Raw genomic sequence first — 17,064 nt, 5'->3', positions numbered from 1 at the left:
AATACTTATGAAGATAATATATAAACTCCTGTTCCTGCTTTTCCTGATGCTGGGATATAGTTCATGTGATTTCCTGAATATCGTTCCTGATGAAATAACGACCGAGGAAGATGCATTTAAAGATCGGAATGCAGCAAAGAATTTTGTTTATTCTTGTTATGGTTATCTGCCTCAGAGCAATGTGGCGTCGGCAAGTCTTGATTTGCTGACGGGAGATGAAGTGATTACAGCTTTTGAACATGAAACGTTTGCCAGTTTTCCGAAAGGAAACTATACGGCTTCGTCGCCGGTGATTTCTTATTGGAATACATTCTTTCAGGGATTGCGCCAATGTTACCTGTTTTTAGAGAATGTCGACAAGGTACCCGATCTGACTGAAAGTGTGAAGGCTGATTATATTGCACAGGTTAAATTCCTGATTGCTTATTATCATTATCAATTGGCACGTTGCTACGGACCTATTATCCTGATTAAAGAACTGCCGAATGTAAATGCTTCGCAGGCAGAATATTTGCCTCGGACTCCCTATGACGAATGTGTAGAGTGGATATGCAATCTGTTGGATGAAGCTGCAGCTTCATTGCCTGCCATACGTACCAATAAAGAAGATTACGGACTGGCAACCAGTGTGGGAGCAAAAGCGGTGAAAGCTAAGATGTTGTTGTATGCAGCTTCTCCGTTGTTCAACGGAAACTCGGCATTCTACAGTAACTTTGCGGACAAATCGGGCAACATGTTAATGCCTGTTACTTACGATCCCAACAAATGGGTAAAAGCGAGAACAGCCATAAAAGAGGCGATTGACCTTGCCGAGCAGAATGGGCATGCTTTGTATACGAAGCAAGACTATAAGATAGGTAATGAGGATGCGAACCCTTATCCGGCAGCCGGCCCCGTAAGATGTCTACGTACCAGTTTGGTCGATTGGGACTCTCGTAATCCGGAAGTACTGCTTGCAGAAACCCGTAGCGAAGGTTCATACGGTATACAGAATAAGTCATTGCCGTTTGTGACTGATGGCTGGGCATGGAATGGTATCGGTCCGACATGGACTATGTTGAATCGTTTCTATACCAAGAACGGTTTGCCTTGGGATGAAGATCCGGAGTATAAAGATAAAGACAAATTGAAGATTGTAAATGTGGATGCTGACCATGCTGATGAGGCCCATGAAGGTAGTAAAACGCTTCTGTTCAATCTGGAACGTGAACCTCGTTTTTATGCTTGGGTAGCTTTTCAGGGAGGATATTACGAAGTAATGAACGGGTCGACTAATCCCGCTTATGTGATGAGTAACGGAAAAAAAGACAATTCGGACAGCAGATTAATATGTGATTTTGTTTTGGGAGGTAACTGTAGCCGTGGTACTGCGACCGTACAACGTCCCGGAAATTATACTCCAAGTGGTTATCTGAATAAAAAAGGAGTCGACCCCAGTACGGTTGTATCTACCAATTCGACCAATCTGAATACATATCCTTGGCCTATTATCCGTCTTGCAGACCTCTATCTGGCATATGCCGAAGCGTGTGTGGAAACCAACGATCTGGAAACTGCCAAACAATACTTGAATAAAGTAAGAGAGCGTGCCGGTATCCCCACGGTAGAAAATGCATGGAGTGGCGTTGCTGCATTGGATCAGACAAAGCTCCGTCAGATTGTTCGTCAGGAGAGAATGAACGAACTCTATCTTGAGAATCAGAATTTCTGGGATATGCGTCGCTGGTTGCTGGCAGAGCAATATTTTGGAACTAAAGCCAAGGGATTGAATATCGCCGCCACCACTATTGAAGATTTTGCGGCAATTAAGACGATTGACTTTGAACGTAAGTTTGAGGCACCGACTCAATATCTGCTGCCGATACCTTCTGACGACATTAATAGAAATGAAAAATTAGTAAACAATCCGGGTTATTAATCTTTATAAAGAGAATTGAAGATGAAAAAAATACTGCTTGGCCTATGTGCGATACTGGGCCTGATAAATATGACAGGGTGCTCCAGTGACGAGAAGTACCCCATGCCGACCACTATAGACCAGAATTCACTGTCGGCTGAAGCCAAAGCCGGGGCTATAAAACTGAAATGGACAGTGCCGGCTGATTCCAATTATTATTATGTGAAAGTGACTTATACGTTGCCGGAAGACGGAAAGAAATGCCTGAGACTTGCGAGTGTGAAGAGCGATACCATGCTGGTGGATAACTTGTTGCACCGCTATGGCGACATTGACTTTACACTGCAACCATGCAACCGTGCGGGGGAAGGATCACAGAGTTGCAGTATAACAGCACGGGCCTTGCCTGCCCCGAAGCAGATTAAAACAGACCGGAGTGATGTGACTTTGTCCGCTAAACAGTTGTATACGGATGATCAGGAAAGCAGTGAAGGTCCTATCGCCAATCTGATAGATGGAAAGAACGACACTTATTTTCACATGTCATGGAGCAGTCCCACACCTTTCCCACATTACATTGTGGTTGACTTGGGTGAGGAGAATGCTTTGTCTACTTTCCTGTTCTCTTATGTTTGTCGTGATAATAACAATAAGGATAATCCCAAAGAGATGGATATTCTGGGAAGCAATACTTTTGATGGAAAGAATTACGATGAAAGCCAGACAACCCTGTTGGCGTCTTTAAGTGATTTGCCCAATACCAAGGCTGCATCTTACGAGTCGGATATTATAAAAGCGGGTGCGTCTTACCGTTATCTCTGGTTTAAGGTGAAATCGTCTACAAGCGGTTCCAATTGGATTGCGCTGGCTGAACTCGCCCTTTCTAAAGTAATTGTGAAAACCTATGATCCGGAAACCGGAGAGACTACCATTGAATAAAACAGGATTCAATAGGGACTAAATAAAGTAGCATGAGTCTGCGCAGCCGGTGGCTGTCGGCTGAATGCTAAATAGAAGAATCAAATAATTATCAAAAAGGAAATACAAATGACATTTTTTACCAGAACAAAATTTGTATTTCCTTTGTTTTATTTATCTTATGTTTAATTTATCCTAATAACATGAAGAAACATCTAATTTCAATGATTTTTGCAGCAATCATGCCCTTGTTGCTGTATGCTTGTTCTGCCGAAGAAGAGAAAATGGTAACATCGACCACCCTTGAGGTGGCGCAGTCTGCAATTGACTTTAAAAGTGACGCAGGGACCCGTGACATTGCTATTGTCACCGATGCGGATAATTGGACGGCACGGTCTGATAAGGACTGGTGTTCGGTTGCTGTCAACGGAAGTACATTGACGGTGAATGTATCCGGATATGACGGGAAAGAGACCAGAGAGGCAGTGATCAGAGTGACTGCCGATGCATTGACGGAAACTGTTAACGTACGCCAATTGGGATCGGATCCTGCTATTCTGATATCCCAACAGACATTTACTGTTGAGGCCAGCGGAAGTGATATTGCGTTCGATGTAACTACAAACGTGCCGGTGACGATTACATTGCCGGAATGGGTCAAAGAAAAACCGGCGGATACGCGTGCATCCGAAATGGTGACTACAACACATAGATATATTGTCTTGGCCAATCCTGAAGACGGTGAACGCACTGGCAATATTACTGTAAAAGAGGTAGGCGGAGAGCTTGAGGCTCTGGTATCTGTTACTCAAAAAGGACTGGGAGAATATGAATCCGGAGATATGGAAGGTATTAAAGACGATATTAAGGTTCCGGTAGAATCGGGCGAGGCAAGTTCTTTCCAGGGAGGCTCGAATATCGATAAATCATTCGATGGAGATATGAGTACTATTTACCACTCTAATTGGAATAACGCAGGAGAGCATTATTTTCCTATCACGTTGACTTATAATTTCCCTGCGGGTTCGGATATGGATTATTTTATATATTATCCCCGTACTTCGGGACCGAATGGTAACTTCAAGGAAGTAGAGATCCGTGTGAAGTCAAATGCGAATACCAGAGGGGCCGATGAATGGAATACTGTAATGACTAAGAACTTTGGAGGTACCAATGCCGCAGTCCGTATTAATTTTCCGAAGGCACAAATCGGCGTCACATCCGTTCAGTTTATTGTAAAATCAGGTTCGGGAGACGGACAGGGATTTGCGGCCTGTGCCGAAATGGAATTTTATAAAAAGAATCCGGGAGCATTTGACCCGTTAACTCTTTTCACTGATGTAACTTGTTCTGAGCTGAAGCCCGGACTTACCGATGAAGAGATAGAAAACTGTCCTTATTCATTCTACAAGAACATAGCTTACTATATGAAGCAAGGTAAGTATCCGACAGAGTTCCGTATTCAAGATTATAAAGCGTGGCCCAATCCGGATGATCAGTCGAAAACACATAAGACCAGTCCCTACAGCCTGCGCGACAATCCTACGGGAATTTCGGTAAAAGACGGGGAACAGTTGATGGTCTTGGTCGGCGATACGCACGGGCAAATTATCAGTGCAGTGATTCAGAACCTTGACGTCCCCGGTGGTGACGGCTTCGGAGGTACCTTCTATCCGTTGTCTGAAGGAGCCAACAAGATTACGGCCCGGAATAAAGGATTGATGTATATTTTGTATCACACCCCTGACTATGAAACAGCTCAGCCTGTAAAGATACACATTGCTTCCGGACAGGTGAACGGGTATTTCGATGTAGCCAAACATCAGGCTTCCGATTGGAATAAATTGTTGAGCAATGCGGTCGATAAGTATTTTGATGTGGTGGGACATTATGCACATCTCACATTTCCTACCGAGCGCTTCCGTGCTCACACTCCGGACGGAAAAGCATTGATCGATGCTTATGATCAGATCGTGAATTCGGAGATGGAACTGATGGGGCTGTATAAGTATAATAAATTGTTTAAAAACCGCATGTATCTGCATGTGATGTATACCAGCTATATGTATGCCACCAGTTATCACACCGCGTACAATGACGGTACACTGGCGGAACTTTGTAATGTGGATAAACTGAAAACTTCTTCATGCTGGGGGCCTGCACATGAAATAGGGCATTGCAACCAGACACGTCCCGGATTGAAATGGCTGGGAACTACGGAAGTGACGAATAACATTATGTCGGAGTATATTCAGACTACGATTTTCGGGCAGCCTTCACGCCTGCAGACAGAAAATATGGGAGATGGTAGCCGGAACCGATATTCCAAAGCCTGGACCCAGATCATCGCGGCAGGTGCTCCTCACGGAAACTTTGGCAGTGACAGTGATGTTTTCTGCAAACTCGTTCCTTTCTGGCAACTGGAGCTTTATTTCGGCAAAGTGCTTGGGCAGACACCGCTTCAGCAGGCTGATAAAGGAGGATTCTATCCGGATGTATACGAATATATACGTACGCACGATAACCTGAAGACTGCCGGAGAGCAACAGACTGAGTTTGTGTATATCTGTAGTTTGATAGCTAAAGCCAATTTGCTGGATTTCTTCACGAAATGGGGATTCCTGACTCCGATAGATGTCACTCTGGACGATTATGGAGTTGGAAAACTTACTGTCACTCAGTCCCGTATCGACGAGATAAAAAAGCGTGTAGAGGCTTTGGGATATCCGAAACCGGATGTTGCCTTAGAGTATATAACTGATAATTCGGTAGAACTCTATAAAACCAAACCCGGAATAATATCCGGAACAGCTACGCGAAGCGGTTCGACATTTACCATGACCAATTGGAAAAATGTGGTAGCTTATGAAGTAGTGGATGAAACGGGTAAAAAGGTTTGTATCTCCGATGGAGTATTAGCACCCTCAAATACTGCTACGTTTACCATGAAAACAGCCTGGAAGGACGGCTTTAAAGTGTATGCCGTCTCTGCTACAGGCGACAAGACAGTGGTGACGTTTTAAAGAGGAAGTAAGATATACCTTTAAGTAGCCGGGAAGGGCACAGAGTTCAGATCGTTGATTTTAGCTCTGTGCCCTTCGTTTGCTCTGTGGCATACCCGCAGAGAACAAAATCACCATTTTCTTTCATAATTCGGAAAAAAACACGAAATTTGCGACGCTTTTAAGTTCGAATTACTAACACCTTTAAATATAAGATAAAGAAAATGACTAAAAGTGCATTGCAAATTGCCAGGGCTGCTTACCAGCCCAAACTTCCGAAAGCGCTGAAAGGCTCAGTAAAAGCAGTTGAAGGCGCAGCTACACAATCTGTAGCCGACCAGGAAGCTATCCAGAAACTGTTCCCGAACACTTACGGAATGCCGTTGATTAAATTCGAAGAAGGTGAAGCTATCCAGCTTCCTGCCATGAATGTAGGTGTTATCCTTTCAGGAGGACAGGCTCCGGGCGGACATAACGTAATCTCTGGTCTGTTCGACGGTATCAAAACACTGAACAAAGACAATAAGCTGTACGGCTTTATCCTGGGTCCCGGCGGATTGGTTGACCATAACTATATGGAGCTGACTGCCGATATTATTGACGAATACCGCAACACCGGTGGTTTCGATATCATCGGCTCAGGACGTACCAAACTGGAAACTCCGGAACAATTCGAGAAGGGTCTGGAAATCATCAATAAGCTGGGTATCAAAGCACTGGTAATCATTGGTGGTGACGACTCCAATACAAATGCCTGTGTTCTGGCTGAATATTATGCTGCAAAGAATGCCGGTGTACAGGTGATCGGTTGCCCGAAAACTATCGACGGTGACTTGAAAAACGACATGATCGAAACTTCGTTCGGTTTTGATACTGCATGTAAAGTATACTCGGAAGTGATCGGTAACATCCAGCGCGACTGTAACTCAGCACGTAAATACTGGCACTTCATCAAACTGATGGGACGTTCGGCTTCTCACATCGCACTGGAATGTGCTTTGCAGGTTCAGCCTAATGTATGTATCATCTCTGAAGAAGTAGAAGCAAAAGACATGTCATTGGATGATGTAGTGACTTACATTGCCAAGATCGTGGCTGACCGTGCTGCTCAGGGAAACAACTTCGGTACTGTGCTGATTCCTGAAGGTCTGGTTGAATTTATCCCGGCTATGAAACGTCTGATCGCTGAGTTGAACGATTTCCTGGCTGCTAACGCAGTTGAGTTCGCCAACATCAAACGTTCTCGTCAGCGTGAATATATTATCAGCAAGCTGTCAAAAGAAAATGCTGACATCTATGCAAGCCTTCCCGAAGGTGTGGCACGTCAGCTTTCTCTGGACCGCGACCCGCACGGAAACGTACAGGTATCACTGATCGAAACAGAAAAATTGCTGTCTGAAATGGTTGGTACGAAACTGGCTCAGTGGAAAGAAGAAGGCAAATATGTAGGCAAGTTTGCTGCACAGCACCACTTCTTCGGTTACGAAGGACGTTGTGCTGCTCCGTCAAACTACGATGCCGACTACTGCTATTCACTGGGTTATACAGCTTCTATGCTGATTGCCAACGGTAAGACCGGTTACATGTCATCAGTACGCAACACAACTGCCCCTGCTGCCGAATGGATCGCAGGCGGTGTGCCTATCACGATGATGATGAACATGGAACGTCGTCACGGTGAAATGAAGCCGGTAATCCAGAAAGCATTGGTGAAACTGGATGGCAAACCGTTCCTGACATTTGCTGCCAAACGCGATCAGTGGGCGCTGACTACAGACTACGTTTATCCGGGTCCGATCCAGTACTTCGGTCCGACAGAAGTTTGCGACCAGCCGACTAAGACATTGCAGCTGGAACAGGCTAAGTAAGCTGTTCTCCGCATTACAATAACAGAAACCCATCGGGGCGGATTGATTCAATTCCCTTCGGTGGGTTTTTAGTTCATTTGAATATCCTTATTTATATGATGAAACGACTTTCTACTCTATGCCTGCTGGCGGCAGGTTTTTTCCTTTCGGGGCAGGCGCAGCAAGCCCGTCCGTTAGTGCTCGATTCGGTCTGTGCTCCCTTGAAAGTAGCTACTCCGCCTTCCGATGCTTATATCGGTCTGTCGCTTCTTGACAATGGTGAAGTAAGACACTATAACTATGGAGAACAGGCAGTGGCAGGAGCCGTTTATCTGTCGAGTGCCGATCACGGTCTGACCTGGAAACGGGTAAACCGGGCTAAAGAGATGCCTTTTGCAGACCGTCAAAGCCCTGTGAGCAAAGAGTATATCCGTTTGGTAGATATGGGGGCGATGGGTGTTTATTGCATTCGTACTTCCGGTGGACTGGCAGGCGGACGTACCCTTACGAAAGTGGCCGATCGCAGTTCCATCATGATTAAACCACCCGTTTTTATCAAGAACGGCAAGCGTATTGTGGTGGCTGCCCATGGAGGCGTGACACCGAAAGGCTGTTATACTTACGTTTCCGATGATGACGGACTGACTTGGAAGTGCTCGAATACAGTCACTTCGCCCGACCATCGGGGAGGAGGCTTCCACAAAGGTATTCGTTGGAATCACGGTGCTGTGGAGCCTACTGTGGTTGAACTGAAAGACGGAACACTCTGGATGCTGATGCGTACTTCACAGGACCGCCATTACCAGGCTTTCTCGCAAGATGGCGGTCTGACATGGAGTGAATCGGAACCTTCGCCTTTTTACGGTACTATCACGATGCCCACCCTTGGCAGGTTGGCCGATGGTAGACTGTTACTTTTCTGGTGCAATACTACTCCTCTGCCTGAAAAAGAAGGGACGAATGGTGTCTGGGATGATGTTTTCACCAACCGCGACGTGACTCACGTAGCTGTGTCCGATGATGACGGCAAGACGTGGACAGGTTTTCGTGAACTTTATATGGACCCCATGCGCAATGACTCCGATTATGCTGTCAATGGCGGTGGAATCGACCGTGGTGTCCATCAGGCGCAGTTTGTAGAAGTAGCTCCGGGCAAGGTGCTGGCGTCCATCGGTCAACATCCCCTTCATCGTGCCATGATGATGTTCGACGTGAATTGGCTGTACGAGAAAAGCCGTTTTAATAATTTCAGCGATTCTCTTTCTCAATGGAGCACATTCAATTATATCGACGGTATTAAAGGTCATTGTGCCTATAACCGCATACAGGGGTGCCGGCTCGAATCCCATCCCGAGAAAGAGGGTTGTCAGGTGCTCCATTTGTCTTATCAGCCGGATGCCTCGCTGGTAGCAGATACACGTGGGGCAGTGTGGAACTTCCCGGCAATGAAGAAAGGGACGTTCACTGCCAGCCTGCGTATTCCAGAGGGAAGCCATTCGGTTTCATTGTTACTGAATGACCGCTGGATGAATCCTTCGGACACCGTGGCCCGCTATGAATCGATGTACGAACTTCCTCTGACCCGCAAGCAACTGGGAGTGAAAGATGACCGTTGGCATGAAGTTTCTTTGGAATGGGATTTGTCTCAGAAACGTCCGCAGGCACGTGTCCGGGTAGACGGACGGCTTCGGTCCCTGCGTCTTCCACTCAGAAACAAGTCGCAAAACGGAATTAGTTATGTTCACTTTATCGCTCCTCCAGCAGAGGCTGATCCGGGCATTTATCTGGAATGGGTCAGGGCGGAAGCTGATGGCACTATTTAGAAATGAATCTAACTCAAAATAAGAATACAATCAATGAAGTCTTCACGAACCACTTCTGTTTCTAATAAACCCGCTCCCCGTCGCCATACGTCGGTACGGAAGAGAAAAGCGAAAAAGAAAGCCTCCCGTACCATGCCTGTTTGGTTGCGCAACACCCTTGCGCTCGTTGTTGTCGGTCTGTTTTCTGTTGCTTTTTACTATTTCGTTATCCGTCCTTATTCCTATCGCTGGAAAGAATGCTACGGGCGGAAAGAGTATGGCGTTTGCATTCCTTGTGGTTACGAAGTGCATGGTATCGATATTTCCCATTATCAGGGAAACATCGACTGGGAGGAACTGAAACAGAACAAGGAGACTGATTTCCCGCTTCACTTTATTTTTATGAAGGCCACCGAAGGAGGCGACCATGGCGATGATACCTTCAAGCAAAACTTTGAACAGGCACGCCAGCATGGCTTTATCCGTGGGGCCTACCATTTCTTTACTCCCCGTACGGATGCCTTGAAGCAGGCTGACTTTTTTATCCGTACCGTAAAGCTCGATAGTGGCGATCTTCCCCCGGTGCTCGATGTGGAGCTGTCAGGCAAGAAATCTAAGAAGGAGTTGCAGCAGAGCATCAAGAAATGGCTCGACCGGGTGGAAGCGCATTATGGTGTGAAGCCTATCCTCTATACTTCATATAAATTCAAAACCCACTATCTGGACGATTCGCTTTTCAATGCCTATCCCTATTGGATTGCCCATTACTATGTCGACTCGGTGAAGTATCAGGGAAAATGGCATTTCTGGCAGCATACAGATATCGGAAGTGTGCCCGGTATTCACCATGATGTAGATTTGAATGTATTTAACGGTTCGCTCGAAGAGTTGCGTAAGATGACTATGAGGTGAACTTTACCCGCTTTGCCTGCGTTATATTCCTAAAAAAAGGAGATTCAGATGAATATAGCAATTAGCGGGGCCTCCGGTTTCATAGGCAAGCATCTTACAGAGTACCTTACGGAAAGGGGGCACCGGATAGTCCCTCTGGGGAGACCCATGTTTCGTGAAGGTACATCGGGACATTTAATTCAGGCCTTGTCGCATTGCGATGTAGTCATCAATCTGGCAGGAGCACCCATCAGTAAACGCTGGACGCCGGAGTATAAGAAAGAGCTTTATGACAGCCGTATCAAGGTGACGCATCGCATCATCCGGGCCATGGATGCGGTAAAGACAAAGCCGCGGTTAATGATTTCCGCCTCTGCCGTAGGATATTATCCGGAAGATGGGACGTTTGACGAATATACCAATACTCGCGGCAGCGGTTTCCTGGCGGAACTTTGCTACGCCTGGGAGAAAGAGGCTCGCCGTTGCCCTTCACAGACAAGGCTGGCTATCACCCGTTTTGGCATAGTGCTCTCACCCGATGGCGGGGCAATGGAGCAGATGTTGCGTCCGCTTCGGATAGCACGGGTAGCCGGTGTGATTGCTCCGGGCACACAGCCTTTTCCCTGGATTGGAATCCAGGATCTTTGCCGTGCGATGGAGTTCATCATCAACCACGAAGTATTAAGCGGAGTGTTCAATCTGGTGGTTCCGCAACAGGTTTCACAATATGCGTTTACCCGGGCGATGGCAGCGCGCTATCATGCCTGGATGAAGGTGGTGATACCACGTTGGTTTTTTCGGATGCAATATGGTGAAGCGGCTTCCTTCTTAACGTCGGGGCAGAATGTGCGTCCCACACGCTTGCTCGAGGCAGGTTTCCGCTTTGATAAACCGACCATCGAAGCCTTTTTTGAGGGCACGGACCACAGTACGGTGGACGAACTGGATCTGCAACGTTATATGGGTACATGGTACGAGATAGCCCGTTTCGACCACCGCTTTGAGCGGGGACTGTCGGAGGTGACGGCAACTTACACATTGCTGCCCGACGGAACCGTTCGCGTAGAGAACCGGGGATGTAAGCATAAAAAGCCGTATGATGTCTGTAAAACAGCGGAAGGACGGGCAAAGGTTCCCGATTCGTCGCAACCGGGCAAACTGAAGGTATCCTTTTTTCTGTCCTTTTATTCAGACTATTATGTTTTGGAATTGGATCAGGAGGAGTATAATTATGTACTGATCGGCAGCAGTTCGGACAAGTATCTGTGGATATTGAGCCGTACGCCCATTCTGCCGGAAGAGATAAAGAAGAAATTACTGGATGCTGCCATCCGCAGGGGGTATGATGTGGATAAGTTGATTTGGGTGGAGCAGAGGGAGAAGAATTTTAAATAATCTATATTAACCTAAACAAAAAGGAGATTGGAAAATGGAAGAATATGAAGTAACTCACCGCCCGGAGCGGAATCGTTTTGAACTGGAAAAGAATGGAATGACTGCTTTTGTGGAGTATGAAGTAGAAGATGGAACGCTGGACATTATGCATACCATCGTTCCTCCCCCTCTGGAAGGAAAGGGGATTGCGGCAGCTCTGGTAGAAGCAACCTACAAATATGCTGCCGGACAAGGTCTGAAACCGAAAGCGACATGTTCGTATGCTGTAGCCTGGCTGAAGCGGCATCCGGTGGAATAAACGGTACCTCTTCCGATACAGCAGGAGATGTGTCAAACGCCTTTTCACCAGAGGATTACACAGATTGCCACAGATTAGAATATTAATCATCGATGACTTAAAATTCACTCTGTGTTACTCTGTGCCCTCTGTGGTGAGTTTTGACACACTCTCCTTTGTTTATGCGTCACAGATGTCTGTTTGAGTTATGTTTCACTGTTTCCATCTCTTCAGCATCGGGAAGAATTGCTTCATATTCGCAATGGCCTCTTCCTTCGTCATTTTCACTTCCGAATCCTTGTTAAATTCGTCAACGAACTGTGCGCAATGGTTGATCATTTCGTCCATCGTGCAATCCACGGTGAAATGTCCGTCGGCATAACAATAGGTGCAGTATTCTTCGTTCTTGCTACCATCTTTTTCTGTTCCCAATACTTCCGGGCTAAGCGGCATACCGCAGCTCTGGCAAAATTTCTGTTCCATTCTTTCTTTGTTTTTAATGAATTATTCAATAGGGATATATATTCTTGTCACATAGTCTTTCCTGTCCGTATCGGCAGCCGTTTCCATATCCAGCGCGGAATCATCCGCCAGAAAAAGACAATGACAGCATAGCGCCAGTCGATCACTGCCACTCGTTTCCGGTGGTGCAATGCCCGTACAATCTGCCGGGCTACCTTTTCCGGTTGCATCAATAGCGGATAACGTTTTCCGTCGTTCAGCAGGTCGGTAGACACAAAGCCCGGGCGGATGTCCGTAAAACAGATGTTCAGTTTTTGCATACATGCCAACTGTTCCAGTGCGTCGATATAGGTGTTCTGAAAACGCTTTGTGGCAGAGTAGGCAGGTGCCACTCCCAATCCCTTTGTCCCCGCAACGGAACTGATCACAGCCAGTTGTCCGCTGCCGTGCTCACGGAAGTAATTGAAAGCAGTGTCCACCATACGGGTGAACCCTTCCACATTGGTACGGGTAGTTTCCAGTTCGATGTCCGGATTCAGCCCTATGTTCTGATAACCGATGCCGGAGCTCAGCAGAAACAGATCCATACCTCCGACTCGCCTGATCAGGTTACTCAATTTGGGAGCTGCATCCGGTTGGGTAACGTCCAGTGCGGCGACTTCTACGCGGTCCGGTGCGCTGCTCTGCAAAGCTTCGAGTGACGGAAGCCGGCGCCCTGCAATACCGAGGTGCCAGCCCTGTAGGAGAAGTTGTTTGGCTACTTCACGTCCAATGCCTGAAGTAGCTCCTATGATAACGGCTCGTTTCATATTTGAATTTACTTTTATGGTGTTCTGTTTCTTTGAGAAGAACGTTTTTTCCGTCCGGTGTGTTTATCCGTCCGGCGCTCTTTTGTGTACCATCGGGTCAGTTGTCCGGTAAGGATCCATCCTGCGAGTAGGAACACTGCCAGCATTGCGGGAGTCACCCAGATATGTTTTTCAATCAGGGCTTCGAACCATTCAGTGTTCCGTATCGGTATGAACCACAGGGCTGTCAGCCCGATGGACGAGAATATTCGTATGAGTATCCGTCTGTCTTTTCTTCTTTCTTTCTCCGAAAATCCGGTTTCCGGGTTGAAGCTGCCGGGTGCCGGCACCTTGACGATGAGTGTAGTCAGCAGTACGATTACGCAGCCCGATGCCAGCATTATCTTCTCCAATGGTTTGCTGCCTTTTGCCGCGAACTTCACAAAAAGAAAGATCAGGGCAGCAATAACAATGCCTGTAATCCAGCAGGCGGTTTGGTCGGCGGCGGAAGATGCTGTGTATATCATTTCCTTACGAAAAGGTGAAATATAACTGGGTTTGCGGCAACAAAGATAATTAAATCTTTCTAAAATGCGACCTTCCGTTTTAAAATGCTGTTTTTATAAGGTTGGCAGAATAAAGGAGGGGAAATTGTAGCGGCGATAAAATGTCATTTTGTATATTCTATCACTCTCAGGCAGCCTTGGTTTCATGCCGGAGGATGTGGCGGCTGAAAAAACGCTTGTAGGAGGATTAAGGTAAAGCAGTGTGATGGAGAATTTGGGATATTGTTGGAAAATTGTGTGATATATGTTTTTATGATCTTAGTAAATGATCTTTTTTGTGTGTGATTACTTTCTTTTAGTAGATTTGATTCGTGCGGCACGGTGGCTCTGATAGTTCGTAAACAGCCCATCTTACTCTTCTTTTTTACCCGTGCGGCGTTGCTCGTAGAGGAACGCACCGTCTCTTTGAAGCCAATGCACCGTCCGTTTGGGACTAACGCACCCTTTCTTTGCTGTCAACAAAGGCTCTGATAGAGTGGGGGACTGCATATATCTGCTTTTTATTGCATTTTTATGAGAGAATAAAGACTTGTCCTTGCATGTTTTTTCATTATCTGTCGCTCCATCTCTCTATTTGTCTCTTTTTGTAAATGGAGGCTGTCGGCAGATAAGGGGTTTTACTGTCTTTTTGAAAGAAATCTATTGGAAATTCTTTCTTGGAGTGTTTGGCTTTTGAAGGACTTAATAGTTCTCTTTTAGCCAGATACCTAAAAATTGATCGTATATCTGGTATATTCCCAACTCCTGAGTGATGAAATCTTTTTCGAGCAGACCTTTCAGAGCCGATTGTACGGAGCTGGAAGAGGATAGCTTGTACTTCTTGATAAAAGCTGCCGAAGTAATGGCCTTCGCTTTTCCCTCTTTTGTGATGGCGATTAGTAACTCTTTCTGTTTTTCCGGTATGCGGAACAGTATTTCAGAATAGGTGAATTTGAACGAGTCGATGATTTGGCGGATGGCCTCCTCCACCATCTTCACTTCACAGGTTCCCTGTGCGGGAGTCATGTCGTAAAGTGTGTGGAGCACTTTCTGCATGTACCAGGTGATGCCGTCAAATCGTCGGTAGATGGTTTCAACCGTTTCATTGGTGATGCTTTTTCCTGCTTGGGCGAAGTGCAGTTGCGCGAAAGCAGTGTATTTTGCCAAAGGAATACTTTCAAGATGCATCATGGAAACACTCTGATAGAATGGGCGCGAAGGGGTGAGGAACATATTTCCCATGATGTGGCGCTGGCTTCCGGCAAAGATAAAATGGGCATTGCTGCAATGCTGGACATAGGTGCGCAAGGTTGCTTCTACATTATCCTCCGCATATCCGGCTATCTGCTGAAACTCGTCGATGGCTACCAGGCAGGGCTTGTCGGCATGGTTCAGGTAATGGAAAATTTCGTCCAGCGTTGTTGCCGGAGCTTGTATGTCTCCCAGTCCCAGACTCAGTGAAGGAGTGCCGTTGATGTCGAAAGATACGCTTGTATGCAATGATTTGACGCTTTTCCAGAAGAGTTGCAAAGCTTTCTTGCCGGAAGGTTTTAATTCTTCCAGAATCTCTTTGCTCAGTGCGAATACAAAGTCACGAAGTGATTTGGTGGCATATATATCTATAAAAAAGGTATAGTAGTCCTTCCGGATTTTCCTTTCGCGGAAGCAATGCTGAATCAATCCGGTTTTCCCCATTCTCCGGGTAGAGATCAGGGCGAGATTGTTTCCGTTGCTTACTTCCCGGATCAGGGTTTCGCTCTCTTTCTCCCGGTCACAGAAATAATCGGAAGATACATATCCACTGGTTATAAAGGGGTTTCTGATGATAGTCATGGTTCGTTACTTTAATAAGCAAAGATAATTATTATAAAGTAATAATGCAATTATAATAATAATATTCTTCTCTGTGCCTGCTTATCCAAACAGATGCCTGATTGCTTCCCAAGGTGCATAAATCAGCATTCGGGGACCGGAGAAACGCATTACTTGTTTCATCCGTTCTCGCATGGCAGGTTTGTAGCAGTGTACGCTGCATTGCTTGCATGCTTTCTTTTTCTCCCCAAAAGGGCAGCGGTCCAGCCGGGCATGCGCATAGCGAAGCAACTCTTCGCATTGGGGGCAAAGCGTGACATTCTTTTCTTTTTTACGGCAGTAAAGACGGATCATCAGCTCTACCACTCTCTTTTCCTGATCAATACGGTTTTTGCTCAATTTTAATCTCTGTTAGAATTGACGCAAAAGTAACCAACATCTCCAAAAAACTGTATCTTTGCACCCCGAAAATTGAATATAATAATGAATATTAATAGTAAGGCTAAAGGATTTGTTTGCGGAGCTGTGGCTGCTGCTACTTACGGCATGAATCCGTTGTTTACACTGCCGCTCTATAAAGAAGGAATGTCGGTGGACTCTGTATTGTTCTATCGTTACGGGTTTGCCGTACTTATTTTGGGGATTCTGATGAAAGTGCAGGGACAGTCGTTTGCCCTGAAAAGGAACGAGATATTGCCTCTGGTTGCAGGCGGACTGCTTTTTTCTGCCTCTTCACTGCTGTTGTTTCTGAGCTATAAGCACATGGATGCAGGCATTGCTTCCACCATCTTATTTGTCTATCCGGTGATGGTGGCGCTTATCATGTTCCTGTTTTTCCACGAAAAAGTGTCGTTGCTGACCGTCTTTTGCATTCTGCTTGCCCTTTCCGGCATCGGACTGCTTTACAAAGGGGAGGGAGGCGAAACACTGAGTCTGGTCGGCATGTTGCTCGTTATCCTTTCCTCACTGTCTTACGCTGTCTATATAGTCGGTGTCAACCATTCCACGCTGAAGTTGATGTCTACGGCCAAGCTGACTTTTTACGCGCTGTTGTTCGGTCTTTCCATTTATATAGTCCGCCTGAATTTCTGCGCGGATCTTCAGGCTGTTCCTTCGTTTCCTGCCTGGGGCAATATTCTTGCCATGGCTTTCTTGCCTACCGTCATATCATTGGTATGTACGGCTGTTTCCATTCATAGCATCGGCTCTACGCCTACTGCCATTTTGGGAGCATTGGAGCCGGTGACGGCACTTTTCTTCGGGGTGATGATTTTTGGCGAACGGCTGACTCCCAGATTAATGCTTGGCATTCTGATGATTCTGGTAGCGGTCATGTTTATTGTAGTGGGTAAGCCATTGATGACTTTTATCAAGGAAGAGTTAGCCCGGGGAATGAAGAAAAAACTGATAAGATAAGGAATCCTGAAA

Annotated in this window: 15 protein-coding genes; 9 read left to right on the top strand and 6 right to left on the bottom strand. The window is 46.2% G+C overall.

Translation table 11 applies throughout. The annotated features are described in order from the left end of the window. Positions 1-7: 7 nt before the first annotated feature. The 8 genes from G7Y45_RS16290 to G7Y45_RS16255 all read left to right on the top strand — a co-directional run bounded on the left by G7Y45_RS16290 (position 8) and on the right by G7Y45_RS16255 (position 12,050). Entirely contained in the window at positions 8-1,918 is a 1,911-nt protein-coding gene (locus G7Y45_RS16290; protein WP_005780152.1) for a RagB/SusD family nutrient uptake outer membrane protein, read from the top strand. 21 nt (positions 1,919-1,939) lie between these two features. Continuing rightward, positions 1,940-2,836, top strand: a complete 897-nt coding sequence (locus tag G7Y45_RS16285; RefSeq protein ID WP_005807335.1) for a discoidin domain-containing protein — start codon at positions 1,940-1,942, stop codon at positions 2,834-2,836. Positions 2,837-3,018: 182 nt separating this feature from the next. Further along, complete coding sequence (locus tag G7Y45_RS16280) at positions 3,019-5,838, top strand: M60 family metallopeptidase (protein ID WP_165015814.1); 2,820 nt, start codon at positions 3,019-3,021, stop codon at positions 5,836-5,838. A gap of 203 nt (positions 5,839-6,041) precedes the next feature. Beyond that, complete coding sequence (locus G7Y45_RS16275; protein ID WP_005780146.1) at positions 6,042-7,685, top strand: diphosphate--fructose-6-phosphate 1-phosphotransferase; 1,644 nt, start codon at positions 6,042-6,044, stop codon at positions 7,683-7,685. 98 nt (positions 7,686-7,783) lie between these two features. After that, positions 7,784-9,487, top strand: coding sequence for a sialidase family protein (locus G7Y45_RS16270; protein WP_165015954.1), 1,704 nt, complete (start codon positions 7,784-7,786; stop codon positions 9,485-9,487). Between the two features lie 33 nt (positions 9,488-9,520). Then, positions 9,521-10,378 (top strand): glycoside hydrolase family 25 protein, encoded by an 858-nt coding sequence (locus tag G7Y45_RS16265; RefSeq protein WP_005780142.1) that lies wholly within the window; start codon positions 9,521-9,523, stop codon positions 10,376-10,378. Between the two features lie 48 nt (positions 10,379-10,426). Beyond that, on the top strand, positions 10,427-11,752 hold the full coding sequence (locus G7Y45_RS16260; protein WP_165015817.1) for a TIGR01777 family oxidoreductase: 1,326 nt from the start codon (positions 10,427-10,429) through the stop codon (positions 11,750-11,752). Positions 11,753-11,786: 34 nt separating this feature from the next. After that, complete coding sequence (locus tag G7Y45_RS16255) at positions 11,787-12,050, top strand: GNAT family N-acetyltransferase (RefSeq protein ID WP_005780139.1); 264 nt, start codon at positions 11,787-11,789, stop codon at positions 12,048-12,050. A gap of 192 nt (positions 12,051-12,242) precedes the next feature. On the opposite strand, the gene G7Y45_RS16250 is transcribed toward G7Y45_RS16255, so the two are convergent. The 6 genes from G7Y45_RS16250 to G7Y45_RS16225 all read right to left on the bottom strand — a co-directional run bounded on the left by G7Y45_RS16250 (position 12,243) and on the right by G7Y45_RS16225 (position 16,035). Next, positions 12,243-12,512 (bottom strand): zinc ribbon domain-containing protein, encoded by a 270-nt coding sequence (locus G7Y45_RS16250; RefSeq protein WP_005807327.1) that lies wholly within the window; start codon positions 12,510-12,512, stop codon positions 12,243-12,245. Between the two features lie 47 nt (positions 12,513-12,559). Then, complete coding sequence (locus G7Y45_RS16245; RefSeq protein WP_032535797.1) at positions 12,560-13,300, bottom strand: SDR family oxidoreductase; 741 nt, start codon at positions 13,298-13,300, stop codon at positions 12,560-12,562. A gap of 14 nt (positions 13,301-13,314) precedes the next feature. Next, positions 13,315-13,806, bottom strand: coding sequence for an accessory gene regulator B family protein (locus tag G7Y45_RS16240; protein ID WP_005780134.1), 492 nt, complete (start codon positions 13,804-13,806; stop codon positions 13,315-13,317). Between the two features lie 390 nt (positions 13,807-14,196). Then, entirely contained in the window at positions 14,197-14,334 is a 138-nt protein-coding gene (locus tag G7Y45_RS16235) for a hypothetical protein (protein WP_005807324.1), read from the bottom strand. A 192-nt stretch (positions 14,335-14,526) separates the two neighbouring features. Continuing rightward, a complete protein-coding gene (locus G7Y45_RS16230) occupies positions 14,527-15,657 on the bottom strand; it encodes an ATP-binding protein (RefSeq protein ID WP_165015820.1) in 1,131 nt (376 codons plus the stop codon). Positions 15,658-15,738: 81 nt separating this feature from the next. Continuing rightward, complete coding sequence (locus G7Y45_RS16225; protein ID WP_005780129.1) at positions 15,739-16,035, bottom strand: nitrous oxide-stimulated promoter family protein; 297 nt, start codon at positions 16,033-16,035, stop codon at positions 15,739-15,741. Positions 16,036-16,119: 84 nt separating this feature from the next. On the opposite strand from G7Y45_RS16225, the gene G7Y45_RS16220 reads away from it, so the two are divergent. Beyond that, entirely contained in the window at positions 16,120-17,052 is a 933-nt protein-coding gene (locus G7Y45_RS16220) for a DMT family transporter (RefSeq protein WP_005807317.1), read from the top strand. Positions 17,053-17,064: the final 12 nt, after the last annotated feature.

The sequence above is a fragment of the Bacteroides sp. ZJ-18 genome, assembly GCF_011038705.2.
Taxonomy (GTDB): domain Bacteria; phylum Bacteroidota; class Bacteroidia; order Bacteroidales; family Bacteroidaceae; genus Bacteroides; species Bacteroides hominis.
This window is presented reverse-complemented; position numbering and strand designations above follow the sequence as displayed.

Excerpts from the sequence above, each read along its gene's own strand:
- G7Y45_RS16290 (WP_005780152.1), top strand. The coding sequence starts at position 8 with ATGAAGATAATATATAAACTCCTGTTCCTGCTTTTCCTGATGCTGGGA.
- G7Y45_RS16285 (WP_005807335.1), top strand. The coding sequence starts at position 1,940 with ATGAAAAAAATACTGCTTGGCCTATGTGCGATACTGGGCCTGATAAAT.
- G7Y45_RS16280 (WP_165015814.1), top strand. The coding sequence starts at position 3,019 with ATGAAGAAACATCTAATTTCAATGATTTTTGCAGCAATCATGCCCTTG.
- G7Y45_RS16275 (WP_005780146.1), top strand. The coding sequence starts at position 6,042 with ATGACTAAAAGTGCATTGCAAATTGCCAGGGCTGCTTACCAGCCCAAA.
- G7Y45_RS16270 (WP_165015954.1), top strand. The coding sequence starts at position 7,784 with ATGAAACGACTTTCTACTCTATGCCTGCTGGCGGCAGGTTTTTTCCTT.
- G7Y45_RS16265 (WP_005780142.1), top strand. The coding sequence starts at position 9,521 with ATGAAGTCTTCACGAACCACTTCTGTTTCTAATAAACCCGCTCCCCGT.
- G7Y45_RS16260 (WP_165015817.1), top strand. The coding sequence starts at position 10,427 with ATGAATATAGCAATTAGCGGGGCCTCCGGTTTCATAGGCAAGCATCTT.
- G7Y45_RS16255 (WP_005780139.1), top strand. The coding sequence starts at position 11,787 with ATGGAAGAATATGAAGTAACTCACCGCCCGGAGCGGAATCGTTTTGAA.
- G7Y45_RS16250 (WP_005807327.1), bottom strand. The coding sequence starts at position 12,512 with ATGGAACAGAAATTTTGCCAGAGCTGCGGTATGCCGCTTAGCCCGGAA.
- G7Y45_RS16245 (WP_032535797.1), bottom strand. The coding sequence starts at position 13,300 with ATGAAACGAGCCGTTATCATAGGAGCTACTTCAGGCATTGGACGTGAA.
- G7Y45_RS16240 (WP_005780134.1), bottom strand. The coding sequence starts at position 13,806 with ATGATATACACAGCATCTTCCGCCGCCGACCAAACCGCCTGCTGGATT.
- G7Y45_RS16235 (WP_005807324.1), bottom strand. The coding sequence starts at position 14,334 with ATGCAGTCCCCCACTCTATCAGAGCCTTTGTTGACAGCAAAGAAAGGG.
- G7Y45_RS16230 (WP_165015820.1), bottom strand. The coding sequence starts at position 15,657 with ATGACTATCATCAGAAACCCCTTTATAACCAGTGGATATGTATCTTCC.
- G7Y45_RS16220 (WP_005807317.1), top strand. The coding sequence starts at position 16,120 with ATGAATATTAATAGTAAGGCTAAAGGATTTGTTTGCGGAGCTGTGGCT.